We start from the raw sequence: 23,821 nt of genomic DNA on the forward strand, positions 1-23,821 counted from the left end.
TCCGCTTAGCGCTGTCCGGCCCAGACAACCATCACTTTGTCGTCTCCGGCCTGGCGCACGAAGCCGTATCCCTGCGTCAGGGTGAGCGTGGTTTGCTTACCCGTGCCGATTGCCGGATGCCTGGCCCTGAACTGACCGAGCCGCTGCCAGTGCGCGATGTTAGCCGCAGATTTCCCGCTGACATCTTGCCAGTTCATCTGTGACCGTGTGCCCTGTAGCGGATCTGAACCGGTCGGACCAAAGGGCCGCGCCGACTCATCGCCATAAAAAATTTGTACCGCGCCCGGCGTCAGGAGTAGCAACTCCGCCGCGTTGCTGCCGCCTTCGCGGAACAGGCGAGTATCGTGGGACGACAGATAAGTCAGCACGTTGAAACTCTGCAACTTTTCCGCCATTTGCTGCCAGGTGGGATCGATAGCCGCCAGGCAATCAATCGCTTTCGCCGCCTGCTCCTGGTAATCAAAGTTAATCATTGCGTCAAAGCCGTGGCGATAGTAGTCACTTTGCATCACCCCGTGTCCCCAGGCCTCACCGGTCATCCAGAAAGGCTTGTCATCAAGCGTCTTGTCCGGGTTGGCTTTTTTCCATTCGACCAGCGCGGCGCTGGCCTGCGTTTTTAACTGTTGCCACGCCGGAAGCTCGACATGTTTGGCCGTATCCACGCGGAATCCATCAATCCCGAAATCGCGGACCCAGCGGCTCAGCCAGTGGGTCAGATAGTCCCGCGGCGTAAACCCGTCAATGGCTTTAGCATGGGTATCCGTTTTATGTCGATAAAACACCGGCAGACCGGAAGGGTGTGTGGATTCGGTTTTCAGATCCGGCAAGAAGGCCAGCGACATTGTGAGATCGTCAAAGCCTGGACTGTCGTACTCGCCGATATCGGTGCGTATCCACCCTTTGCCCCACCATTTTTCCCATGCTGCTTTGTCGCTGAAGTTAATGTAATCGTTAAAACTGTGCCAGTTCTGCCCGGCGGCAGGTTTCCAGTCGGTCCAGCGTTCGCCGAGGATCTTTTGCCGTTCTTCGTCGGAAAGATAAAGCGCGCCGAAGCCGAATTCTTGCATGTCGGCCAAGGTTGCATAGCCCGTATGGTTCATCACCACGTCAAAAAGAATGCGGATCCCCCGCTGGTGGGCGCCGTCAACCAGTGCGCGCAGGTCGTCTTCGTTGCCCATATTAGTGTCGAGACGGGTCCAGTCCTGGGTGTAATAGCCGTGGTAGGCATAATGCGGGAAATCGCCTTTCGTCCCGCCGCCAACCCAGCCGTGGATTTGCTCAAACGGCGCGCTGATCCACAGCGCATTGACGCCCAACTGTTGCAGGTAGTCCAGCTTGCGGGTCAGGCCGCGTAAGTCACCGCCGTGAAAGGTGCCGATCTCTTCCATGCCGTCTTTGTGACGACCATAACTCTGGTCGTTTCCGGGATCGCCGTTTTCAAAGCGATCGGTCAGCACAAAATAAACGGTAGCGTTGTGCCAGTCGAACGGGGCTGGCGCGTCGGTTTCTGCCCGCTCAAGCAACAACAGACCGTTGCTGTCCGGCGCGGGTTGCAGGGTGATTTTGCCGTTTTTGACCATTGCAGTCTGCTGACTGTAGAATTCGCGGACTACCGACCCTTCAGGAAAAGTCGGCGCCACATCAAACGTCAGCGGGGATCCGTCCCATTTCGGACACTGGCGAATCACGCTAGCGACCGGTTCCGCATCGCGCTGGAGCGTAATCATTAACGTCGGCGTCCCTGAGCGCGTGTCGATTTCCAGTGTGTAATCGCCGTCTCTGAACAGCCGCCACTGCGGCGGCGCGCCTTCGCAGGGCTTCAGCGACAGCATCTGATTGAGTTTTATGGCATTCGCTGGCTGCCAGCACTGTTGGTCAAAATTGAGCGTCAAAGGGCGGGTACCCTTCGTGAGCGTTGCGTGGCTGGAAAATGTCCCCGATCCCCCGGCAGTAAATGCCGGAAAGCCCTGAGCCGTCCACGATGAGGCAACGGCGATCCCCGGCAGCAGCGCCAGAGCAACGGCGGCAAGTTTCATAGTGCGGTCCTTATTGCGGCGATTTTGACCAGTTTGCCTGAGAACCCGTAGGGAAAACTCATCCCCTCGTGGCATTCGGTCAGGATGAGGCGCGCGGATGAGCGATCGCCGGCAAAAAATGGCCTTAATTTGCGATAACCGCCACATTTTTCTCGAATGACTTCGGTGCGTGATGGTTTATGCGTGACATGATTTCGGATTTAGACTATTTCTTGAGATGCTCTTGATCGTTATTTTTGATATGATTTGAGATTCAGCTCTCAAAATTATGAATAAGATAAGGTGTTGGAATGATTCAATCCGACCAGGAGACCTAATGATATTGACGCCCATGCGACGATATGGGGCAATGATTCTTATGTTACTCACCTTCGTATTTTCGGGTGGGGTGCTGGCAAAGACGCACACGACAACATCGAGTCAAAAGTCCCACATAACAAAAGTCAGTGATAAAAAGGTAAGCAGTAAACAAGAGTATTCTCGCAATAGTGCAAAGAGTCGTTCACTTCCTGATTTGCGAAAATACCCTTCCGGAACACCGCGAAAAAAAGCGTTTCTCCGGACGGTTATGCCTTATATTACCAGCCAAAATGCGGCGATCACCGCAGAACGTAACTGGCTGATTTCAAAACAGTACCAGAACCGCTGGTCGCCGTCTGAGCGTACGCGTTTGAAAGATATCGCGAAGCGCTACAAGGTGAAGTGGTCCGGCAACACGCGCCACATTCCGTGGAATACGCTGCTGGAACGCGTGGACATCATCCCGACCAGTATGGTGGCGACGATGGCGGCGGCAGAAAGCGGCTGGGGAACCTCTAAACTTGCGCGTACCAACAATAACCTGTTCGGTATGAAATGCGCGAAAGGGCGTTGCACCAATGCGCCAGGCAAGGTGAAAGGCTACTCGCAGTTCGACTCGGTAAAAGAGTCCGTGAGCGCGTACGTCACCAACCTGAACACGCACCCGGCTTACGCCTCATTCCGCAAGTCGCGCGCGCAGCTGCGTAAAGCGGATCAGGAAGTCACGGCGACGGCGATGATTCATAAGCTGAAGGGCTATTCGACGAAGGGACAGAGTTATAACAATTATCTGTTCGCGATGTATCAGGATAACCAGCGCTTAATCGCTGCGCATATGTAAGCAAAACGCCGGATGGCGGCTTCGCCTTATCCGGCCTGCAGCGTCCTGCAGGCCCGGTAAGCACAGCGCCACCGGTTTTTTTTCGCCCTCCTGGCGATGCCTGATCTCACACGCGCCTCTCCTCACATCAATACTTCACTGTTCACATCGCGGTACTCTTTTGGCGTCGTACCGTATTCTTTTTTGAACACGGAATAGAAATATTGTAGAGAAGGGTATCCACACATTTGGGAGATTTCGTTAATCGACAAGGTGGTGGAGATCAGCAGGCTCCGGGCTTTCTCCAGCTTTTCTGCATGGATCACGGCGTGAATCGTTTCGCCGACCTCCTCTTTAAAACGTTTTTCGAGATTTGAACGGGAAATGCCGACGGCATCCAGGACCTGCTCTACCTTAATGCCTTTGCAGGCGTGATTACGGATAAAATGCATAGCCTGAATCACCGCAGGGTCGGTAAGGGAACGGTAATCCGTAGAGCGTCGTTCGACCACACGAACCGGCGGTACCAGAATCCGCTGGAGCGGCATTTCCTCATTCGCGAGCAGACGGTGCAGTAGCTTTGCGGCCTGATAGCCCATCTGCCGCGCCCCTTGCGCCACCGATGACAGCGCCACGCGGGACAGATAGCGGGTCAGCTCCTCGTTATCAATTCCAATTACGCACAGCTTTTCTGGCACCGGAATATGAAGATGCTCACACACCTGCAGGACATGGCGGGCGCGGGCGTCGGTCACCGCGATAATACCGGTTTGCGGCGGCAGGGTTTGCAGCCAGTCCGCCAGTCGATTCTGCGCGTGCTGCCACAGCTCCGGCGCGGTTTCCAGCCCCTGGTATACTACGCCCCGGTATTTTTCTTCCGCCACCAGTTGGCGGAAAGCGTGCTCGCGCTCCGCGGCCCAGCGTTTCCCACTGGACGGCGGCAGTCCGTAAAAGGCGAAACGGTTGATGCCTTTCTCTTTCAGATGCAGGAAGGCGCTCTCGACCAGGGCATGGTTATCGGTGGCGATATAATGTACCGGCGGGTAATTTTCCGCGAGGTGATAGGAGCCGCCTACGCCGACGATGGGAACGTCAACGTCGACCAGCAAACGCGCGATTTCCGCATCGTCGTAGTCGGCAATCACGCCATCGCCTAGCCATTCTTTGATGTTATCAATGCGGGCGCGAAAATCTTCTTCTATGAATATATCCCATTCAGACTGCGACGCTTGTAAATATTCACCGACACCCTCTACAACCTGGCGGTCATAGGCTTTATTCGCATTAAATAACAGGGTAATACGGTGACGTTTATCAAACATAAGAACATATCCTGAACAATGTGAACATGGGCTGGTCGATACTATCACTGGCGTGGCGCCATGCGAAATTGACCATAGCGAAACGAGGAAGGCAATTCTCATTTCTTATCTGGCGGTTACGGTTTTTTGTTTATTTCTCAACCTTCGAGCTGGATCGCTTTTTATCCCCCCTCATTTCTGCGGTTTTGCGCCTTTTTTTGGGAGCCAGCGCACATTTGGGTATTCTCTTAATGGCGGTGTGAAATAACGTAATTGAGCTCTAAATCGGGAAATTCCAGTATTAAGTCATCGCAATTACTCGCTGTATTACCTGATTACGGAGCTTATTATGCAGGCTTATTTTGACCAACTCGATCGTGTGCGTTTCGAAGGCGCCAAATCCACGAATCCTTTAGCGTTTCGTCATTACAATCCTGATGAAGTCGTGCTGGGCAAACGGATGGAAGATCATCTGCGCTTTGCTGCCTGCTACTGGCATACCTTCTGCTGGAACGGGGCGGATATGTTCGGCGTCGGCGCGTTCAACCGTCCGTGGCAGCAACCGGGTGAAGCGCTGGTGCTGGCAGAACGTAAAGCAGATGTCGCGTTTGAGTTTTTTCACAAGCTGAATGTTCCGTTCTACTGCTTCCACGATGTCGATGTTTCTCCGGAAGGCGCGTCGCTGAAAGAGTATAAAAACAACTTTGCCCACATGGTCGATGTGCTGGCCGCGAAACAAGAAGAAAGCGGCGTGAAGCTGCTGTGGGGCACCGCAAACTGCTTCACCAACCCACGTTACGGCGCAGGCGCAGCGACCAACCCGGACCCGGAGGTCTTTAGCTGGGCGGCCACGCAGGTGGTGACGGCGATGGACGCCACTCACAAGCTGGGCGGCGAAAACTACGTGCTGTGGGGCGGTCGTGAAGGCTATGAAACCTTGCTGAACACCGACCTGCGTCAGGAACGCGAACAAATTGGCCGCTTCATGCAGATGGTCGTTGAGCACAAACACAAAATTGGCTTCCAGGGAACGCTGCTGATCGAGCCGAAACCGCAGGAGCCCACCAAGCATCAGTATGATTACGACGCGGCGACCGTCTATGGCTTCCTGAAGCAGTTCGGTCTGGAAAAAGAGATCAAACTGAATATTGAAGCGAACCACGCCACGCTGGCAGGCCACTCTTTCCATCATGAAATTGCGACCGCGATCGCGCTGGGCCTGTTCGGATCTGTTGATGCTAACCGCGGCGACGCGCAGTTGGGCTGGGATACCGACCAGTTCCCGAACAGCGTTGAGGAAAATGCGCTGGTCATGTATGAAATCCTGAAAGCGGGCGGCTTCACCACTGGGGGCCTGAACTTTGACGCCAAGGTCCGTCGTCAGAGCACCGACAAATACGATCTGTTCTACGGTCATATCGGCGCGATGGACACCATGGCGCTGTCGCTGAAAATCGCTGCGCGCATGATCGAAGATGGCGAGCTGGATAAACGCGTGGCGAAGCGTTATGCAGGCTGGAACAGCGAACTGGGTCAGCAGATCCTCAAAGGCCAGATGTCGTTAAGCGAACTGGCGCAGTATGCTGAACAGCATAACCTGGCGCCGGTTCATCAGAGTGGACATCAGGAGCAGTTGGAAAACCTGGTGAACTATTATCTGTTCGACAAATAAGCGTTTTTGCCGGGCGGCGCTCTGTTTGCCCGGCCTACGGTTGTTGTAGGCCCGGTGAGCTTCGCGCTGCCGGGCCTTTTCATTGAAGGAACCCACAACATGTATATCGGGATCGATCTTGGCACCTCGGGCGTGAAGGCTATTTTGCTCAACGAGCAGGGCGAGGTTGTGGCATCGCAAACGGAAAAGCTCACCGTCTCTCGTCCCCACCCGCTTTGGTCTGAGCAGGACCCCGAGCAGTGGTGGCTGGCGACCGACCGCGCCATAAAGGTGCTCGGCAAACAACATTCGTTGAGCAATGTTAAAGCGTTGGGGATTGCCGGACAAATGCACGGCGCGACGTTACTTGACGCCCGACAGCGCGTTTTGCGTCCCGCCATTTTATGGAACGACGGGCGCTGCGGCGAAGAATGCGCGCTACTGGAGACGCAGGTTCCGCAGTCGCGTGAAATCACCGGCAACCTGATGATGCCCGGCTTTACCGCGCCGAAGCTGCTCTGGGTGAAGCGCCATGAGCCGGATATTTTCCGCCAGGTGGCGAAAGTGCTGCTGCCGAAGGATTATCTGCGTTTACGTATGACGGGCGAGTTTGCCAGCGATATGTCGGATGCGGCGGGAACAATGTGGCTGGATGTTGAAAAGCGCGACTGGAGCGACGTGATGCTGAATGCCTGCGGCCTGAGCCGTGACCATATGCCCACGCTGTTTGAAGGCAGCGACATCAGCGGAACGCTGCTACCAGAGATCGCGATGGCGTGGGGAATGCCGTCGGTATCGGTTGTCGCGGGTGGGGGAGACAATGCGGCGGGGGCTGTGGGCGTCGGGATGATTGATGCCAATCAGGCCATGCTGTCGCTGGGTACCTCCGGGGTTTATTTTGCTGTCAGCGAAGGATTTCTTAGCAAGCCGGAAAGTGCCGTGCACAGCTTCTGTCACGCGTTGCCGGGCCGCTGGCATTTGATGTCGGTGATGCTGAGCGCGGCGTCCTGCCTTGACTGGGCGGCAAAACTCACCGGGCTGGAAACCGTCCCCACACTGTTGGCGGCGGCCCAGAAAGCGGATGACAGCGCCGATCCCGTCTGGTTTTTACCGTATCTTTCCGGTGAGCGGACGCCGCATAACAATCCACAGGCGAAGGGGGTTTTCTTTGGTCTGACGCACCAGCACGGTCCGGCTGAACTGGCGCGCGCGGTGCTGGAAGGGGTAGGTTATGCGCTGGCCGACGGGATGGATGTCGTGCATGCCTGCGGCGTGAAGCCGCAAGGCATTACGCTTATCGGCGGCGGCGCGCGTAGCGCCTGGTGGCGACAAATGCTGGCAGATATCAGCGGATTGCAGTTGGATTACCGCACGGGGGGCGATGTCGGGCCAGCGCTTGGCGCAGCCCGTCTGGCGCAGATCGCCGTCAATCCGGAGAAGCCGTTATCTGAGCTGCTGCCGGAGCTGCCGCTGGAACAAACGCATCTGCCTGACGCACAGCGTCATACGCTTTATCAGCAGCGACGCGAAACGTTCCGCCGTCTTTATCAACAGTTACATCCCCTGATGTCCTGATCGTACTCCCTCCTGTATACAGGAGGGTTTTATTCTGCGTATAGAAATGATTTATCTATAAATTATTTATATGAATTTATTCTTAAATTCTTTCACTTAAGTCTTTTTTAATTGTTGTTCCTGTCGGGTTATCCCTAATCTGCATAACACGCGTTGGATAAGGAGATCCCAGTGAAAGGCGCAACGTTGATTGCATGGCTGTTATGTATTTCAGGCACGTTGACTTACGTTATTGGCCTATGGCGAGCATGCCCGTTACTCAGTGGAAAAGGCTATTTTCTCGGGGTGCTGATGACCGCATGGTTTGTCACATGGGTTTATCTACGAGAAATGACGCGTGGACAACTTGACGAACGCTTTATTGTCGTCTGCAAACTGGTGGCATTAATTACGATGGGTTTATTTTGCGTCGGAATTATGAATGCGCCGCTCACGACAGTGGAGAAAGTGATTCACCCCATTGCTCTCTTTGTCAGTCTTCTGGGGTTTGTTCGTCTCATACGTGCGTCAGATTAGTAAAATAATGATTTTATTATTGTGGTGCCTGACCTGTTTATTATTGCGGCGATTGAAACGCCGTCTTGCCTGAAGTCGTTAATTCTTACCCTCTACGCCCGGTCAGCACAGACCGGGCGTTTTGTTTCAGCTAACCAGTCGGCGGGTATCGACCCGCTGCAACAGCATTGACAGCAGTAAACTGACGCAAAGCGTTGCGCTAAAAATCCACAGCATGTCCAGCGGCGGCCAGCGTTTGATCTCCAGGCCGCTGGTGCGCAACGCGTGAATGATCAACGCATGGAACCCGTAAATGCCCAGCGAATGGCGGGAGATCAGCCCAAGCCCCGGAAGCGTTCCGCCATTCAGCGTGTTTTTCACCAGCGTCAGTAGCGCGATGGCGCAGATAAACACCATTGGCCCACAATAAAGATACCAGGTATCAGCGAAATTACCGCGCCACTGTAGCTCGTGCAGCGTGCCACGAGAAATAACCCCGACGGCGACAATAAATACCACGGCGCTTAGCCAACTTAGCGCCCGTTTTTGTGTCTCCATCATGCCGATCGCACGTCCCAACATTCCATAGAGGATGTAATAGAAGGTGTCGCCGTTGATATACAAATTGATGGGCAACCATTCAACCCCGCCGATTTTTTGCGGTACGGTATTGGGGTTGGCGACAATCCCTGTCACGACCATCAGCACCAGCAGCATCTTGCCGCTAACGTTTTTTACCTGGATCAGCGGTGAAACCAGGTAGATCACGGCGATCGCAAAGAAAAACCACAGATGATAGAACACCGGTTTTTGCAGCAGATTTTTGAGAGAAAGCTCAGCGTTAATAGAGGTAAACAGCGTGATGTATGCCAACGCGACGGCGCTGTAGAACAAAAGGCACAGGGCGATGCGCACGAAATGGCGCTTTTGTGCGCTGCGTTCGCCAAAAAAGAGGTAACCTGAAATCATAAAAAACAGCGGTACGCTGACGCGGGAAGCGGAATTCAGGATATTCGCGAGATCCCAGTTCGCGGGGCTGACGCTGTGGGCGTTGGTGATGTACCAGGTCGTGGTATGGATCATCACCACCATCAAACAGGCGATCCCTCGCAGGTTGTCAATCCAGAAAATTTTGGGCTGCATCAGTTCCTCTGTTTCGATGTTAAAAAAGGTCTGACTCACATTTCATCAGCCTGTCTTGTTGGAAAAATCTGAGTTTTTACGCTAAAGCTTGTGATGGCCCAGTAGGGTTCGCAAAAATATGTTTGCCCTGCACCGTAATAATAATAAAACGTTCTCATCCACCAGGCGGTAATAAAATGATGATAAAGCCACTCTTTTCAACCGTTGTCTTCGTCATGCTGACGGGCTGCGCCGTGACGCCGCCACCGCCGCAAAAGGCGCAGCAGGCTAAAATGAGCCCAACGCGCTCGCTGGATATGGAAGCGCTCTGCAAAGATCAGGCGGCCCGACGTTACAACACGGACACGAAAGAAATTGATGTCACCGGCTTCGAACAGTTTCAGGCAAGCTATGAGATGCGCGGTTATACCTTCCGTAAAGAGAGTTTTGTCTGCTCTTTTGACGCGGATGGGCAGTTTTTACATCTTTCCATGCGCTAAGCCCTGCCTTTTTCCCGTTACGTACTGTATATCTTGCAGTCAGCGGGTATACTGGACCCTTCCTTTAAATCCACACGTATCCAGCACGAAATAATATGCAAAAGTTTGATACCAGGACCTTCCAGGGCTTGATCCTGACCTTACAGGATTACTGGGCTCGCCAGGGCTGTACCATTGTTCAACCATTGGACATGGAAGTCGGCGCGGGAACTTCTCATCCCATGACCTGCCTGCGCGCGCTGGGGCCAGAACCGATGGCGACTGCTTATGTGCAGCCTTCTCGTCGTCCGACCGATGGTCGTTATGGCGAAAACCCGAACCGTTTACAGCACTATTACCAGTTCCAGGTGGTGATTAAGCCGTCTCCGGACAACATTCAGGAACTGTATCTTGGCTCGCTGAAAGAACTGGGTATGGACCCGACCATCCACGATATCCGTTTCGTTGAAGATAACTGGGAAAACCCGACGTTGGGCGCCTGGGGTCTTGGCTGGGAAGTGTGGCTGAACGGTATGGAAGTGACGCAGTTCACTTACTTCCAGCAGGTTGGCGGCCTGGAGTGTAAGCCGGTTACCGGTGAGATCACCTACGGCCTGGAACGTCTGGCGATGTACATTCAGGGCGTAGACAGCGTTTATGACCTGGTCTGGAGCGACGGCCCGTTGGGTAAAACCACCTACGGCGACGTGTTCCATCAAAACGAAGTGGAGCAATCCACCTATAACTTCGAATACGCGGATGTGGATTTTCTCTTTACCTGCTTCGAGCAGTACGAGAAAGAAGCGCAGCAGCTGCTGGCGCTGGAAAACCCGCTGCCGCTACCCGCTTACGAGCGTATTCTGAAGGCCGCCCATAGCTTCAACCTGCTGGATGCGCGTAAAGCCATCTCCGTCACCGAGCGTCAGCGCTACATTCTGCGCATTCGCACCCTGACCAAAGCAGTGGCAGAAGCTTACTACGCTTCCCGTGAAGCCCTCGGCTTCCCGATGTGCAATAAAGACAACTAAGAGGCGGCCATGTCTGAGAAAACTTTTCTGGTGGAAATTGGCACTGAAGAGCTGCCACCAAAAGCCCTGCGCAGCCTGGCTGAGTCCTTTGCTGCGAACGTCACTGCGGAGCTGGATAACGCTGGCCTCGCACACGGCAACGTTGAATGGTTTGCCGCGCCGCGCCGTCTGGCGCTGAAAGTGGCGAACCTTGCGGAGTCCCAACCCGATCGCGAAGTGGAAAAACGCGGTCCGGCGATTGCGCAGGCTTTCGATGCAGAAGGCAATCCGAGCAAAGCGGCTGAAGGCTGGGCGCGCGGCTGCGGTATCACCGTCGACCAGGCCGAGCGTCTGACCACGGACAAAGGCGAATGGCTGCTGTATCGCGCTCATGTGAAAGGCGAGCGCGCCGAAGTATTGCTGCAGAACATGATCGCCACGTCTTTGACGAAGTTGCCGATTCCGAAACTGATGCGTTGGGGCGCGTCTGACGTCCATTTCGTGCGTCCGGTTCATACGGTAACGCTGTTGTTGGGCGACAAGGTGCTGCCGGCAACGATTCTGGGTATCCAGTCCGATCGCGTGATTCGCGGTCATCGCTTTATGGGCGAGCCAGAATTCACCATCGACAATGCCGATCAGTATCCGCAAATCTTGCTGGAGCGCGGTAAAGTCATGGCCGACTATGAAGCGCGTAAAGCGAAAATCAAAGCTGACGCCATTGAGGCGGCGCGCAACATTGGCGGTAACGCCGACCTGAGCGAAAGCCTGCTGGAAGAAGTCACCTCGCTGGTGGAATGGCCGGTGGTGCTGACCGCGAAGTTCGAAGAGAAATTCCTTGCGGTGCCGTCTGAAGCGCTGGTTTACACCATGAAAGGCGACCAGAAATACTTCCCGGTTTACGCGAATGACGGCAAACTGCTGCCGAACTTTATCTTCGTCGCCAACATCGAATCCAAAGATCCTCAGCAGATCATCTCCGGTAATGAGAAGGTGGTTCGCCCGCGTCTGGCGGATGCGGAGTTCTTCTTCAATACCGACCGTAAAAAACGTCTGGAAGATCATCTGCCGCGTCTGCAAACCGTGTTGTTTCAGCAGCAACTGGGTACGCTGCGTGACAAAACCGATCGCATTCAGGCGCTGGCTGGCTGGATTGCCGGTCAAATTGGCGCTGACGTGAACCACGCGACCCGGGCGGGCCTGCTGTCAAAATGCGACCTGATGACCAATATGGTCTTTGAGTTCACTGACACTCAGGGCGTCATGGGCATGCACTATGCTCGCCACGACGGCGAAGCAGAAGATGTGGCCGTCGCGCTGAACGAGCAGTATCAGCCGCGCTTTGCGGGCGACGCACTGCCGTCTAATCTGGTAGCCTGCGCGCTGGCGATTGCGGACAAAATGGACACTCTGGCGGGTATCTTCGGCATTGGTCAGCATCCGAAAGGAGACAAAGATCCGTTCGCGCTGCGTCGAGCCGCGCTGGGCGTACTGCGTATCATCGTCGAGAAAAACCTGAATCTGGATCTACAGACACTGACCGAAGAAGCGGCGCGTTTGTATGGCGACAAGCTGACCAACGCGAACGTCGTGGACGATGTGATCGACTTTATGCTCGGTCGTTTCCGCGCCTGGTACCAGGACGAAGGTTATAGCGTTGACACCATTCAGGCGGTACTGGCGCGTCGTCCGACGCGTCCGGCAGACTTCGACGCGCGTATGAAGGCGGTCTCACACTTCCGTACGCTGGAAGCCGCGTCGGCGCTGGCGGCAGCAAACAAGCGTGTCTCCAATATTCTGGCGAAGTCTGATGAAACGCTGAATGACATCGTTCACGCATCCGTACTGAAAGAGGCGGCGGAAATGGCGCTGGCCAGAGACCTGGTGGTACTGCGTGACAAGCTGCAGCCGTACTTTGCCGAAGGTCGCTACCAGGACGCGCTGATTGAGCTGGCTTCCCTGCGTCAACCGGTGGATGAGTTCTTTGAGAATGTGATGGTCAATGCGGAAGACAAAGAGGTGCGTATCAACCGTCTGACGCTGCTGTCTAAACTCCGTGAACTGTTCCTGCAAGTCGCGGATATTTCGCTGCTGCAATAAGCGAATCGTTAATAATAAAAAGCCTGCCATTGCGCGGGCTTTTTTATTGTCAAAAAATGATTAATAGAATCGCTAATAATATTCTGCTAAATGACAATGTATAATTCATTGAGCGGAAGAAAATACTTTAGGAATTTATTAACGAAGGCAAACACGATATTTGCAGTAGAATGCAGACGGGTGCTTGAGACTGGCTGTCTCAGGTATTCACCAGATGGCAGACAGAGAAAAGCCCCACCTGACAATAAATCAAAGTGAGGCCGCCTCTATACCTGAACACCATAAGAGTAGCCTCTTACCTGTTGAAAATCAACACCGGAGGCTGATGATGCCGCAAAGATGTATATTGTGCAGTTTAATAGTGATATGTCTCACTATTTTATTATTTACCTGGATGGTTCGTGATTCATTATGCGAATTACATATCAGACAGGGAAATAATGAACTGGCGGCGTTTTTAGCCTGTGAAGTGAAACAGTAAGAGCATCTGGCGGGGCGTTGTCCCCGCCATTCTTCTGGTGTGAAGCATTCTCAATGCACCCTTTTACTCTTTGCGTTACTGTGTTTTTCGCCCGATCGGCATAGCGCTATCGGGCATTATCATTATGCGTTTATTGTAACTGCAATTCCGTCAGACAGGTCTGGCTGTCTTCTCTTGTCGCAATAGCATGAGACGCCATTTTCCCGTTGTAGCTCACCTCGATTATCCCTTCCATATTGCGCGGCAGCCACACGCCGATAAAGCCATTCTGATGGCTTTTCATCGGTTTCTCAATTAGCACATCGCCTTTGCTGTCCGTGATTTTGACGTTAAATGTGGTGTCAGGCATTTCCCCCTGGCAGCCGGAGAGGCTGTGGTTAAAGCAGGGATGGGTCTGGCGCTGGTAGGGCGCAAAGGAAAGATAAAACTTTTCGCCCAACGGCAGTGTATACGCCTGTTCGCCGGAAGAGAGTTTCAGCGCCGTACTGGTAATGGAGGCAGACAGGGGGAGCGGGCGCGCCTGCGGCGTCTGGTCAAGCGCATCGACCATCTGTTCGACGGTTTTACCGGCAAGCCCATGTTCCGCCAGGAAAGCGGCTTGAGGAGAAGCAGCGAAAACAGTGCCGCTGGCGAACAGGCCCAGCGTCAACAGCAGAGGACGTATAGACATTGTATCAATTCCATGTGAAAAGAAAGGATATCACTATAAAGCTTTCCCTAAGGGGAAGGTCAAAGCCAGACGAGGTAAAGTAATGCAAAGACAGGAGGGCAGGGCGGAGATAAAAAAAATCCCCGCCGTCTGGCAGGGATTCTGAATACTGAGCTTTTAAAGCTTACAGGCTGGTTACGTTGCCAGCTGCCGGGCCTTTAGCGCCGCTTTCGATGGTGAAGGAAACTTTCTGACCTTCATCCAGAGATTTGTAGCCATCGTTCTGGATAGCAGAGAAGTGTACGAACACGTCTTTAGAGCCATCGTCAGGAGTGATGAAGCCGAAGCCTTTGTCAGCGTTGAACCATTTTACGATACCAGTCATTTTACCGGACATAGTGTATTACCTTTTAAAAAATAAGTGTGCCTTTCGGCGATATGGCGTGCTTTACAGATTTTTTAAGCGTTAAAGGAAATGCGCACTACGAGGGGTATCAACGATAACTCTTGAAGGGGACTGCCTTACTAAACTGCTTTTATGGTCTGTACGTCAAACCGTTGAACGCATTAACTCATGTAACGCCGGGTGATGCAACTTTTATTTTACTTCTTTCTGCTTTATGGTCGAAAAACGGTCCTGAAACAGGACCGTTCATCCTAAGAGACAGGTCATTCCATCAACTGCTTACTGAGCGCCGGGTTAGCTTGTATCAGGCGCATCAGCTTCAATTCGGTACTCGAAGGCTTCACGCGTTTCGATTCCCATTCCTGAACCATGGCGACAGACACGCCTAACGCTCTGGCGAAATCGTCAATTTTAAGTCCGCTGCCCCGTCTGCACTGTTCAATGTCAGTGAGGGAGGCGGATTTTTGCGTCAGGGTCGTTCTCGGCAATTCATCTTTAAAAACAATTTGTTCCAGGCTGCTCAGCAGCTCAAACATCGGATCTTTATATTCCATTTAGAACTCCTGTAAATCACACAGCGGGATCGTGAATTTCATCGAAGCCAGTTAAGAATAGTCGTAAAAGAGAAAGTTTGTGGGCCGTCACAGTTTTTAGTGGATGAAAAGACACGTTTCAGCGCCGCGCAGGACTATTTTGTAGCCTGCTAAGAATCTGATAATGAGCGGATTACGCTACGGTAAAGGACGTATTGTAAAGATTGCAAAAATATGACGCTTCCCGACAGGCGCGCACCTGTCGGGAAAACATCAGGCTTTTTGTGTGGCGTTGCCTGGGTCTTTTGCCGTCCCCGGCGACGTGGAAAGCTGGCGATTGCCCACCCAATATTTCACCATCAGGGCGAAGGCGGAAACCAGCGCAGGGATCGCCAGGAAGGTGAAAATGGTTTCAAAAGCCAGTTGCGCCTGCATCAGGAACGCGCCGCTAAACGCGCCAAGAATGCCGCCGAAGCGACCCAGACCCAGCATCCATGCCACGCCGGTGGCGCGCCCCTGAGTCGGATAAAACCCGGCAGCCAGCGCGGGCATGGACGATTGCGCACCATTCATTATCGTCCCGGCGATAAAGACCATCACGCCCATTAATACCAGACTGCTGGTAGAGAACCCGACCAGACAGACGAACACCCCGGTCAGCAGCCAGCCCACCGCCACCACTTTGTTCGGGTTGAACTTATCCATTAACGCGCCGAGCACCAGAACGCCAATACCGCCGCCCAATGGGAAGAGGGCGGTAATAATCGACGCCTGGCTCAGGGTCGCGCCCGTTTCGCGGATCAGCAGCGGCAGCCAACTGGTCAACAGATAAAAAATCAGCAGACCCATAAAATAGGTCAGACAGAGCATGACTGTCCCGAGCGCATAGCGCGGTGAGAAGATCACGCCCAGCGCCGATTTCTCTTTCACCTGGCCGGTTTCATGCAACACAAAATGGGTGGCGTCGGGGACGGGGGCGATGCGGCGCAGAATCGCGCCAATCTGCTGTTGGGATCTGTTTTTAACCACCAGATAGCGGGCCGATTCCGGCAGCAGAAACACCAGTATTACCGCCAGCGCCAGCGGCATCACGCCGCCGAGGATCAGTACGCTCTGCCAGCCGTAGTGTGGTATTAACCACGCAGAGATAAAGCCACCCATTGATGAGCCGATCGGAAAGCCGACAAACATCAGGTTCACCAGCAGCGCGCGGCGGCGTTCCGGGGCATATTCGCTCATTAAGGTGGCGGCATTCGGCATCGCCGCCCCCAGCCCCAGCCCGGTTAAAAAACGCAGCGCGGTCAACTGATTGAGCGAACTGGCAAAGGCGGTCAGCAGGCTGAAGCCGCCGAAGACGATGATCGACATGATCAGCACCTTTTTGCGGCCAATCCGGTCCGCCATCGGACCTGCGGTCAGCGCCCCGACGGCGAGGCCGACCAGCGCGGCGCTCATGACTGGCCCGAGCGCGGATTTTTCCACGCCCCATTCGGAAACCAGATCGGAGGCAATGAAGCCAATAATGGCGGTGTCGAATCCGTCCATCGCGACGGTCACAAAGCACAGCACGAGAATCATCCACTGGTATTTCGAGAAAGGATGCTCGTTAATAAACGCTTGAATATCAGTCGTTCTGTTTGTCATGCGGTTATTCCTGCAAAAGCAAGGCGGGGGGACAGAGGCTTTTTTATATTCTCCACCGCAGGCGTTGAAATTGAATGTGCTATTATCGAACATTTATTCGTTAATCGTTCATTTAATCAAAACATTGAAGTGACGCCTGGGCAATCGTTCCGCCGTGGTTAACGTGCGATAATCGGTCGAATTAGCCGGATATTGTCGGTAAACGGAGTAAAAGCGCTGATAAATCATAGTGCTATTTCTGTACCGCGCCATTCTTCTGACCGCGGTAATTGTGATGCAATTAACAATAAAGTAACAAGTCAGGGAAGGACGTCTGGTGACAGAAATTCCGCCACAAGATTATGCAGAAGGGGTATCCTGCGAAGCTGACCTGGACTATCCTTGTGAGCGTCAGGCACGCGTATTGCGTTGTGCGCATTTTTGGGTGAAAGGAGTATAAAAATGGCGACAGGTAAGTCCTGCTCTCGCTGGTTTGCGCCTCTTGCGGCGTTATTAATGGTAGTTAGCCTGAGTGGGTGTTTTGATAAAGAAGGCGATCAGCGTAAAGCGTTTATCGATTTTCTGCAGAATACGGTGATGCGTAGCGGTGAACGCTTACCGACACTGACTGCCGATCAGAAAAAAACATTCGGTCCGTTTGTATCTGATTACGCGATTTTGTACGGCTATTCGCAGCAGGTGAATCAGGCGATGGACGCCGGTCTGCGCCCGGTCGTTGATAGCGTAAACGCCATCCGTGTGCCGCAGGATTATGTCACGCAACGCGGGCCTCTGCGCGACTTAAACGGTTCGTTGGGCGTATTGGGCCAACAGCTACAGAACGCGAAGCTGCAGGCCGATGCGGCGCATGGCGCGCTGAAACAGGCCGACGATCTGAAGCCGGTGTTCGATCAGGCGTATAAAAAAGTGGTAACTACTCCAGCCGAGGCGTTACAGCCGCTGATCCCGGCCGCGCAAATCTTTACCCAGCAACTGGTGCAGGTGGGCGATTTTATCGCGCAGCAGGACACCCAGGTGAGCTTCGTGGCGAATGGTATTCAGTTCCCGACTTCGCAGCAGGCAAGCCAGTACAATACGTTGATTGGACCGCTGGCGTCGCAGCACCAGGCTTTTAACCAGGCCTGGAGTGCGGCGGTGAATGCCGTTCAGTAACCGTTAAAAGCCCGAGGGCGAAGTGGCCAGTCGGGCCAGTTCACGCCCCTGCCGGACGAGGCGACGTCGCCTTCCGGCAGGGGTATCCATTACCCCGCCACCTGCGGATTCACGCAGTTCTTCCTGACCTTTCCTTGCAGTGCGTCAAGCAAATTATCCACCGCGCAGGCCGCCATGTTGTAGCGGGTTTCATGCGTTGCCGAGCCGATATGCGGTACCGCCACGACGTTGTGCATTGACAGCAATGGAGAGTCAACCGGCAGCGGCTCCTGTTCAAACACATCCAGACCGGCGGCCTGAATCTCACCGTTTTGCAGGGCGGTCACCAACGCCTTTTCGTCGACCACCGGACCGCGCCCGGCATTAATGAAAATAGCCGAACGCTTCATATGGGCGAACTGTTCCGCGCCAAACAGATGATGCGTTTCGTCGGTCAGCGGCAGGATCAGACAGACAAAATCTGCTTCCTGCACTAGCGTATCAAGATCGCAGTAACGCGCGTTGAAACGTTCTTCCGCTTCGGGATGGCGGCGGCGGGCGTTGTAAAGAACCGGCATACTGAAGCCAAAATGCGCACGCTGCGCCAGCGCGAGACCAATACGTCCCATACCGACGATCCCCAGCGTTTTATGGTGTACATCAGTGCCAAACCAGTCAGGGCCAATACTTTTGGTCCATTGGCCCGCTTTAACGCGTTCGGCGACGTCCACCACCCGGCGGGCGGTTGCCAGTACCAGCGCCATGATCGTGTCGGCCACGGTCTCCGTCAGTACGGTCGGCGTGTGCATCAGCAGCACGTTACGCGCGTTCAGCGCCTCCACGTCAAAATTGTCGTAACCAACGGAAATGGTTGAGGCGGCACGCAACCTCGGCATCTTCTCCAGCAGCGCGCTGTCGACGGTTTGACTGGAGCCGAGCAGACCTTCCGCGTTGGCAAACGCCTGGGCGTATTGTTCAACCGTCTCCGGGCGCAGGTTCGGCACCTGGGTAACGGTGACATGTTCTTCCAGGCGGTGCAGTAAATCGTCGGGTAACGCTTTATAGAGAATAATGGACGGCTTCATACGACTCTCCATGAATGTGATTTTACGCGTGGCGTGCGCCAGTCGGTAACTGCTGATTATTCGCGGGTCTGACAATCAGAGTTAGCCATACGGAGGCGAAAAGCGCCACCCCCATAAAAATGTACGAGGCGGACGGGCTGCCGGTGACGCCGTTCAGGTAGCCGACGAACCATGAGCCTAAGAACGAACCCAGCGCGCCCATACTGTTGATGAGCGCCATCGCGCCGCCAGCGACGTTACGCGGCAACATTTCGGGAATGATGGCGAAGAAAGGCCCGTACGGGGCATACATCGCCGCCCCGGCAATTACCAGCAGGATGTACGAGGCCCAGAAATTATTCGCGCCGACCGCCCAGGAGCCGATGAAGGCGAAAGCGGCAATCAACAGCAGCGGCCAGACGAACAGTTTGCGGTTCTGCAATTTATCCGATGCCCAGGAGGCCAGAATCATCGCGACCGTTGCTGCCAGGTACGGCACGGAGGAAAGCCAACCGACTTCGACCATGCCGAGGTTCGCGCCACCGTCGCGAATAATGGAAGGCAGCCACAGCACGAAGCCGTACACGCCGATGCTCCAGGTAAAATATTGCAGGCACAGCAGGATAACGTTACGGGAGCGAAACGCCTCGCCGTAGTTACGGACGGCCTTGATGCCCTGTTGCTCCTGTTCGAGTTGGGTTTGCAGCGCTGTTTTTTCCGCATCGGACAGCCAGCCGACCTGCGCCGGTTTGTCGCGAACCAGCGCCCACCAGCAGAATGCCCACAGAATGGCGGGAACGCCTTCGATGATAAACATCTCGCGCCAGCCGAGCGCCTGGATCAGATAGCCAGAGACCACCGACATCCACAACACAGTCACCGGATTGCCGAGGATCAGGAACGTGTTGGCGCGGGAACGCTCCGAACGAGTAAACCAGTTGCTGATGTAAATCAGCATGGCGGGCATAACTGCGGCTTCGACCACGCCAAGGATAAAGCGGATCGCGGCCAGCGCGGGAATGTTGCTGACCACGCCGGTCAACGACGCGCAGCCGCCCCATAAGATCAGACAGACGAAGATCAGCTTGCGCACGCTGCGGCGCTCGGCGTACACCGCGCCGGGGATCTGGAAGAAAAAATAGCCCAGGAAGAACAGCGCGCCGAGCAGCGATGAGATCCCTTTGGTAATCCCGAGATCCTCGTTAATGCCCGCTGCGGAAGCGAAGCTGAAGTTTGCGCGGTCAAGATACGCCAGGCTGTACGTGATAAACACGATTGGCATGATGTACCACCAGCGTTTTGCTGCATTTGTTGAGCTTGCCATAGTCAACCTCTGTTGTTTATGCCGCCGCTGTCTGTAGGGTACAGGGGGCCGTTATCATGACGTGACGTTATTCGCCTAACGTTTCACGTGTGGGTAAACCTTCGCTGTCGCCCTGTACCTGAATCGCGAGCGCGCCAATTTTATTGCCGCGGGCGACTGCCTGAGCCAGCGTGCGGCCTTCCAGCAGGGCGCTGATAACACCGACGGCGAAACCATCTCCGGCGCCGACGGTGTCCACAACGTTGTCCACCTTGACCGGCGCAACGCTGCCTTTTTCACCGTCGTGGGTTTTATACCAGGCGCCGTCTGCGCCCGTTTTCAGCACCACGGCCTTCACGCCGTGACGCAGGTAGAAATCCGCAATCCCTTCCGGCGTCTGCTGGCCGGTTAATATCATTCCTTCCTTCAAGCCCGGCAGCACCCAGTCGGCCTGAAAGGCGAGACGGTTGAGCTTCTCGACCATTTCTTCTTCGCTTTTCCACAACGTTGGGCGCAGGTTGGGATCGAAAGATATACGCTTTCCCTGAGCCTTAAAGGTGCGTGCGGTATGCGCCAGTAATTCATATGAACTGCTGGACAGCGCCGCCGCCACGCCGCTCAGGTGCAAATGACGGGCGCGGGAGAAGTATTCTGCGTCAAAGTCTTCCAGTGAAAGACGGCTGGCCGCAGAGCCTTTACGAAAATACTCCACAATGGGATCGGTTCCATTTTCAACTTTCGATTTTAGCTGAAAGCCTGTGGCGTAACCGTTGTCAACGGTCACCCCACAGGCGTCAATCCCCTCTTTGTGCAGGGTGTTGAGCACAAAGCGCCCGAAAGTGTCGTTTCCTACCCGGCTTACCCAGCCGACCTTCAGGCCGAGCCTGGCCAGTCCGGTCGCCACGTTCAGTTCGGCGCCGGCAACGCGCTTGATAAAGCGATCGACGTCCGCCAGATCCCCGGTTTCTGTCGCGACAAACATCGCCATCGCTTCGCCAAGGGTGATGACATCCAGTGCATTTTTCATGGGTTACTCCTTGCGTAAAACGTCGACGTAGCGGCGGGTGACGGCGGTCAGATCGGCCCCTTCCAGCGGAAACTCGATACCGCGCGGTACGTGTGCAGGCAGCGCTGAGAGAAGCGCCAGCCAGCGCGGGTCGGCCCGATCCGGCGGGATAGCGCGGTAGCTGTCGTGGTGCCGTGTCGCTGCCTTAACGTGGACGTATCCAACAGAGGACGCCAGTGCATTGGCGGCCTCTTCCGGCGAGTCGCCTACCCACAACCAGTTGCCCATATCAAACGTCAACTGTACCGCAAGCGCCTGCTGCTGGCAGGCGGCGTTAAAGCGCCGCATTGATTCAAGACGACCGCAGGCGGTCTGGTCGTTTTCCACCACCAGCGCCATGCCGCTGCTTGTGAGCCAGTCGCGCAGCGTGTCAAACGAATCAGTATGCTGAAAATGGCCGAGCGAAACTTTCAGCCATAGCGCACGCAGCGTTTGCGCTTCCTGAAGCAGCGCGGGTAACTGCGGGTTGAGGCTGGCGTCGGTGACGAACAGCGGTTGCGGCACGGAGTAGCAGGCCTGCAGCCCGACGCTTTCGATGGCTGAGGCCAGCGCCGGCAGGGTGTTCAGTTCCGCGTCGGTAAACATCTCGCGGCGTATCTCAACGCCGTCGGCGCCTGCGTTGGCGATCACCGGCAGCATCGCGATTTGTCCGCCCGCATCGCGTACGGTGTCATAACCATACGCGGCGGTGACCACCATAATTTTTCTCTGCATGAGGACCCCCGATCTTGCGTGCTTTTTATTACGCTAGATGGAACCGGTTCCAAAGAAAAGTGTAGTGTGTCGAAATTATGATCGCCATCACGAAGGGAGATTAACGGGCGGTAGAACCGCGGACGATCAGCTCGCCGGAAAAAACCTGCTCATGGATAGCCTCGCTGCCGCCTTCTATACGGCGGACTACCTGCTCTACCGCGGCGTAGCCAATCTGCCAGGTGGGTTGTTTTAACGTGGTGATGCCAACGCCCGCCAGCTCTGCCCATTCCAGCTCGTCAAAGCCCAGCAGGCCGATGTCGCTGCCCCAGTTGAGGCCAATGCGCTTCAGCGAACGGGCGACCTGCAACGTCAGCGCGCCGTTAGCCGAGATCACCGCCTTACGCATGCCACGGTGCTGCTGGTGAAATTGACGCAAGGTGTTATCTAACTGCGCGTTTTCCGCCAGCGGGACTTCGGCGTTCTCTGCGACCACGCCAGGGTAGCGCGCCAGCGTGGCGCGAAAAGCGTTGAGGCGTTCGCGGCGGGTATTGACGGTCCCCAACGGCTCGCTAAGAAACAGTAGCGCCTCAAAGCCTTGCTCGATCAAATGCTCAGTGGCGGTGGTTGCGGCCTGCGTGTTATCCAGTCCCACCACGTCGCAGGCGAAGTCAGGAATTTTCCGGTCGATCAGCACCATTGGCAGCGCGGATTGTTGCAGACGGTTTAAGCCATCCTCGCGCATACCGACAGCGTTCACCACAATCCCTTCGACCTGATAGCTGCGCAGGAGATCAAGGTAGTGCAACTCCTGATCCACTTCGTTGTTGGTGTTACAGACCAGTGGGGTAAACCCCTTCTCGCGGCAGGCGGCTTCTATACCGCTGAGCACGTTAACGGAGTAAGGGTTGGTGATATCGGCGATAATCAGGCCGATGAGACGGGTGCGGCCTCGCTTCAGGCTGCGCGCCATCAGGCTTGGGCGATAGTCGAGATCAGCAATGGCTTTTTCAATACGCGCCAGCAATGCCTCTGAAAGCAGATGCTTTTCGCCGTTCAGATAGCGTGAAATACTGGTTTTACCGGTTTTTGCCGCTTTCGCCACGTCGCTGATGGTGGGGCGCCCTGATTTGCTCATCGCTGATTTCCTTACTTTAGATGAGCATACCTTAGCGCGAAAATACCCGGTGGCGCTACGCCTGGCGGGTAGGGGAATCGATTTTCCGGGCCGGAAGGCGTTCAGGCCGCCATCCGGCACAAGAATTACTGAATGGGGCTTAAGGTGATTTCGACGCGGCGGTTCTGGGCTTTGCCTTCTGCGGTGCTGTTGCTGGCGATCGGGTTCGCCGGACCCATACCGCTGGTGCGGATACGGTTAGCGTCTACGCCCTGAGCGATCAGCGAGCTGGCAACGCTATCGGCACGCTGTTGCGACAGACGCATATTCAGATCGTGGCCGCCAGTGCTGTCGGTATAGCCAATGACGTTGACGGCGGTTTTCGGGTATTCCTTCAGTACCATCGCGACACCCGTTAGCGTGTTCGCTCCCGCTGGCTTCAGCGTGGCGCTGCTGCTGTCAAAGGTGACGTTGTTCGGCATATTCAGAATGATGTTGTCGCCGCTGCGCGTGACGCTTACGCCGGTTCCCTGCATTTTTTCACGCAGCTTCGCTTCCTGCACGTCCATGTAATAACCCACGCCGCCGCCCAGCGCCGCGCCGGCTGCTGCGCCTATCAGCGCGCCTTTGCCGCGATCTTTCTTCGAGGATGACAGCGCCCCAATACCCGCGCCAACCAGCGAGCCAATCCCGGCGCCGACGCCGGATTTACCCGCTTCGCGTTCACCGGTGTAGGGGTTGGTTGTGCAGCCAGATACCGCCAGCGCGCCGCTCACGATAGCGGCAATGACTAAAACACGTTTCTTCATCTTAATTCCTTAATGTCTTTCTTATTTTTACCACGGCAA

General features: G+C 55.0%; 22 protein-coding genes. 9 read left to right on the forward strand and 13 right to left on the reverse strand.

The window, feature by feature from the left end; genetic code table 11:
* Positions 1–5: 5 nt before the first annotated feature.
* Positions 6–2,036, reverse strand: coding sequence for an alpha-amylase (gene malS / locus HVX72_RS00680; protein ID WP_181822348.1), 2,031 nt, complete (start codon positions 2,034–2,036; stop codon positions 6–8).
* 316 nt (positions 2,037–2,352) lie between these two features.
* On the opposite strand from malS, the gene HVX72_RS00685 reads away from it, so the two are divergent.
* A complete protein-coding gene (locus tag HVX72_RS00685; protein ID WP_181822349.1) occupies positions 2,353–3,177 on the forward strand; it encodes a protein bax in 825 nt (274 codons plus the stop codon).
* 122 nt (positions 3,178–3,299) lie between these two features.
* On the opposite strand, the gene xylR is transcribed toward HVX72_RS00685, so the two are convergent.
* On the reverse strand, positions 3,300–4,478 hold the full coding sequence (gene xylR, locus HVX72_RS00690; protein ID WP_042286856.1) for a D-xylose utilization transcriptional activator XylR: 1,179 nt from the start codon (positions 4,476–4,478) through the stop codon (positions 3,300–3,302).
* A 328-nt stretch (positions 4,479–4,806) separates the two neighbouring features.
* Here xylR and xylA point away from each other — a divergent pair, with 328 nt between their 5' ends.
* The 3 genes from xylA (at position 4,807) to yiaB (ending at position 8,199) form a co-directional block, all read left to right on the forward strand.
* Positions 4,807–6,129, forward strand: coding sequence for a xylose isomerase (gene xylA, locus HVX72_RS00695; protein WP_181822350.1), 1,323 nt, complete (start codon positions 4,807–4,809; stop codon positions 6,127–6,129).
* A gap of 99 nt (positions 6,130–6,228) precedes the next feature.
* Positions 6,229–7,683: a xylulokinase gene (xylB, locus tag HVX72_RS00700; RefSeq protein WP_181822351.1), complete on the forward strand. Its 1,455-nt coding sequence runs from the start codon at positions 6,229–6,231 to the stop codon at positions 7,681–7,683.
* Between the two features lie 171 nt (positions 7,684–7,854).
* On the forward strand, positions 7,855–8,199 hold the full coding sequence (yiaB, locus tag HVX72_RS00705; RefSeq protein ID WP_042286847.1) for an inner membrane protein YiaB: 345 nt from the start codon (positions 7,855–7,857) through the stop codon (positions 8,197–8,199).
* Positions 8,200–8,325: 126 nt separating this feature from the next.
* On the opposite strand, the gene HVX72_RS00710 is transcribed toward yiaB, so the two are convergent.
* Positions 8,326–9,321: an acyltransferase gene (locus HVX72_RS00710; protein WP_060570300.1), complete on the reverse strand. Its 996-nt coding sequence runs from the start codon at positions 9,319–9,321 to the stop codon at positions 8,326–8,328.
* A gap of 176 nt (positions 9,322–9,497) precedes the next feature.
* Between HVX72_RS00710 and HVX72_RS00715 the strand changes: the two genes are divergently transcribed.
* The 4 genes from HVX72_RS00715 (at position 9,498) to hokA (ending at position 13,367) form a co-directional block, all read left to right on the forward strand.
* Complete coding sequence (locus HVX72_RS00715; RefSeq protein WP_181822352.1) at positions 9,498–9,800, forward strand: YsaB family lipoprotein; 303 nt, start codon at positions 9,498–9,500, stop codon at positions 9,798–9,800.
* 95 nt (positions 9,801–9,895) lie between these two features.
* On the forward strand, positions 9,896–10,807 hold the full coding sequence (glyQ, locus tag HVX72_RS00720) for a glycine--tRNA ligase subunit alpha (protein ID WP_060570235.1): 912 nt from the start codon (positions 9,896–9,898) through the stop codon (positions 10,805–10,807).
* A gap of 9 nt (positions 10,808–10,816) precedes the next feature.
* Positions 10,817–12,886: a glycine--tRNA ligase subunit beta gene (gene glyS / locus HVX72_RS00725; protein ID WP_181822353.1), complete on the forward strand. Its 2,070-nt coding sequence runs from the start codon at positions 10,817–10,819 to the stop codon at positions 12,884–12,886.
* Positions 12,887–13,214: 328 nt separating this feature from the next.
* Positions 13,215–13,367 carry a type I toxin-antitoxin system toxin HokA gene (gene hokA / locus HVX72_RS00730; protein ID WP_120714894.1) on the forward strand — a complete coding sequence of 51 codons (153 nt, stop codon included), beginning with the start codon at positions 13,215–13,217 and terminating at the stop codon, positions 13,365–13,367.
* 130 nt (positions 13,368–13,497) lie between these two features.
* On the opposite strand, the gene cueP is transcribed toward hokA, so the two are convergent.
* The 4 genes from cueP to HVX72_RS00750 all read right to left on the reverse strand — a co-directional run bounded on the left by cueP (position 13,498) and on the right by HVX72_RS00750 (position 16,599).
* The gene (cueP, locus tag HVX72_RS00735) at positions 13,498–14,037 is read right to left on the reverse strand and encodes a copper-binding periplasmic metallochaperone CueP (RefSeq protein ID WP_181822354.1); all 540 of its coding nucleotides are present in this window, start codon (positions 14,035–14,037) and stop codon (positions 13,498–13,500) included.
* Between the two features lie 163 nt (positions 14,038–14,200).
* Positions 14,201–14,413, reverse strand: a complete 213-nt coding sequence (gene cspA, locus HVX72_RS00740; protein WP_000014594.1) for an RNA chaperone/antiterminator CspA — start codon at positions 14,411–14,413, stop codon at positions 14,201–14,203.
* Between the two features lie 272 nt (positions 14,414–14,685).
* Positions 14,686–14,976: an HTH-type transcriptional regulator gene (locus HVX72_RS00745; protein ID WP_042286829.1), complete on the reverse strand. Its 291-nt coding sequence runs from the start codon at positions 14,974–14,976 to the stop codon at positions 14,686–14,688.
* A gap of 252 nt (positions 14,977–15,228) precedes the next feature.
* On the reverse strand, positions 15,229–16,599 hold the full coding sequence (locus HVX72_RS00750; RefSeq protein ID WP_042286826.1) for an MFS transporter: 1,371 nt from the start codon (positions 16,597–16,599) through the stop codon (positions 15,229–15,231).
* A 441-nt stretch (positions 16,600–17,040) separates the two neighbouring features.
* Between HVX72_RS00750 and HVX72_RS00755 the strand changes: the two genes are divergently transcribed.
* Positions 17,041–17,751, forward strand: a complete 711-nt coding sequence (locus tag HVX72_RS00755; protein WP_042286824.1) for a DUF3053 domain-containing protein — start codon at positions 17,041–17,043, stop codon at positions 17,749–17,751.
* Positions 17,752–17,840: 89 nt separating this feature from the next.
* Here HVX72_RS00755 and ghrB read toward each other — a convergent pair whose 3' ends face one another.
* The 6 genes from ghrB to HVX72_RS00785 form a co-directional block, all read right to left on the reverse strand.
* Positions 17,841–18,815 (reverse strand): glyoxylate/hydroxypyruvate reductase GhrB, encoded by a 975-nt coding sequence (gene ghrB, locus HVX72_RS00760; RefSeq protein WP_060570233.1) that lies wholly within the window; start codon positions 18,813–18,815, stop codon positions 17,841–17,843.
* Positions 18,816–18,837: 22 nt separating this feature from the next.
* On the reverse strand, positions 18,838–20,118 hold the full coding sequence (locus HVX72_RS00765) for an MFS transporter (protein ID WP_042286817.1): 1,281 nt from the start codon (positions 20,116–20,118) through the stop codon (positions 18,838–18,840).
* Between the two features lie 67 nt (positions 20,119–20,185).
* Positions 20,186–21,124, reverse strand: coding sequence for a sugar kinase (locus HVX72_RS00770; protein ID WP_181822355.1), 939 nt, complete (start codon positions 21,122–21,124; stop codon positions 20,186–20,188).
* Between the two features lie 3 nt (positions 21,125–21,127).
* Complete coding sequence (locus HVX72_RS00775; RefSeq protein WP_181822356.1) at positions 21,128–21,877, reverse strand: sugar phosphate isomerase/epimerase; 750 nt, start codon at positions 21,875–21,877, stop codon at positions 21,128–21,130.
* A gap of 100 nt (positions 21,878–21,977) precedes the next feature.
* A complete protein-coding gene (locus HVX72_RS00780; protein ID WP_042286807.1) occupies positions 21,978–22,994 on the reverse strand; it encodes a LacI family DNA-binding transcriptional regulator in 1,017 nt (338 codons plus the stop codon).
* 125 nt (positions 22,995–23,119) lie between these two features.
* Positions 23,120–23,782, reverse strand: a complete 663-nt coding sequence (locus HVX72_RS00785; protein ID WP_042286803.1) for an OmpA family lipoprotein — start codon at positions 23,780–23,782, stop codon at positions 23,120–23,122.
* Positions 23,783–23,821: the final 39 nt, after the last annotated feature.

Origin of the sequence: Citrobacter sp. RHB21-C05, assembly GCF_013889015.1 — a bacterium.
GTDB classification, from domain to species: Bacteria; Pseudomonadota; Gammaproteobacteria; order Enterobacterales; family Enterobacteriaceae; genus Citrobacter_A; species Citrobacter_A sedlakii.

Bases quoted from the DNA above. Each gene is read 5' to 3' on its own strand.
- malS (WP_181822348.1), bottom strand. From the start codon at position 2,036: ATGAAACTTGCCGCCGTTGCTCTGGCGCTGCTGCCGGGGATCGCCGTT.
- HVX72_RS00685 (WP_181822349.1), top strand. From the start codon at position 2,353: ATGATATTGACGCCCATGCGACGATATGGGGCAATGATTCTTATGTTA.
- xylR (WP_042286856.1), bottom strand. From the start codon at position 4,478: ATGTTTGATAAACGTCACCGTATTACCCTGTTATTTAATGCGAATAAA.
- xylA (WP_181822350.1), top strand. From the start codon at position 4,807: ATGCAGGCTTATTTTGACCAACTCGATCGTGTGCGTTTCGAAGGCGCC.
- xylB (WP_181822351.1), top strand. From the start codon at position 6,229: ATGTATATCGGGATCGATCTTGGCACCTCGGGCGTGAAGGCTATTTTG.
- HVX72_RS00710 (WP_060570300.1), bottom strand. From the start codon at position 9,321: ATGCAGCCCAAAATTTTCTGGATTGACAACCTGCGAGGGATCGCCTGT.
- HVX72_RS00715 (WP_181822352.1), top strand. From the start codon at position 9,498: ATGATGATAAAGCCACTCTTTTCAACCGTTGTCTTCGTCATGCTGACG.
- glyQ (WP_060570235.1), top strand. From the start codon at position 9,896: ATGCAAAAGTTTGATACCAGGACCTTCCAGGGCTTGATCCTGACCTTA.
- glyS (WP_181822353.1), top strand. From the start codon at position 10,817: ATGTCTGAGAAAACTTTTCTGGTGGAAATTGGCACTGAAGAGCTGCCA.
- hokA (WP_120714894.1), top strand. From the start codon at position 13,215: ATGCCGCAAAGATGTATATTGTGCAGTTTAATAGTGATATGTCTCACT.
- cueP (WP_181822354.1), bottom strand. From the start codon at position 14,037: ATGTCTATACGTCCTCTGCTGTTGACGCTGGGCCTGTTCGCCAGCGGC.
- cspA (WP_000014594.1), bottom strand. From the start codon at position 14,413: ATGTCCGGTAAAATGACTGGTATCGTAAAATGGTTCAACGCTGACAAA.
- HVX72_RS00745 (WP_042286829.1), bottom strand. From the start codon at position 14,976: ATGGAATATAAAGATCCGATGTTTGAGCTGCTGAGCAGCCTGGAACAA.
- HVX72_RS00750 (WP_042286826.1), bottom strand. From the start codon at position 16,599: ATGACAAACAGAACGACTGATATTCAAGCGTTTATTAACGAGCATCCT.
- HVX72_RS00755 (WP_042286824.1), top strand. From the start codon at position 17,041: ATGGCGACAGGTAAGTCCTGCTCTCGCTGGTTTGCGCCTCTTGCGGCG.
- ghrB (WP_060570233.1), bottom strand. From the start codon at position 18,815: ATGAAGCCGTCCATTATTCTCTATAAAGCGTTACCCGACGATTTACTG.
- HVX72_RS00765 (WP_042286817.1), bottom strand. From the start codon at position 20,118: ATGGCAAGCTCAACAAATGCAGCAAAACGCTGGTGGTACATCATGCCA.
- HVX72_RS00770 (WP_181822355.1), bottom strand. From the start codon at position 21,124: ATGAAAAATGCACTGGATGTCATCACCCTTGGCGAAGCGATGGCGATG.
- HVX72_RS00775 (WP_181822356.1), bottom strand. From the start codon at position 21,877: ATGCAGAGAAAAATTATGGTGGTCACCGCCGCGTATGGTTATGACACC.
- HVX72_RS00780 (WP_042286807.1), bottom strand. From the start codon at position 22,994: ATGAGCAAATCAGGGCGCCCCACCATCAGCGACGTGGCGAAAGCGGCA.
- HVX72_RS00785 (WP_042286803.1), bottom strand. From the start codon at position 23,782: ATGAAGAAACGTGTTTTAGTCATTGCCGCTATCGTGAGCGGCGCGCTG.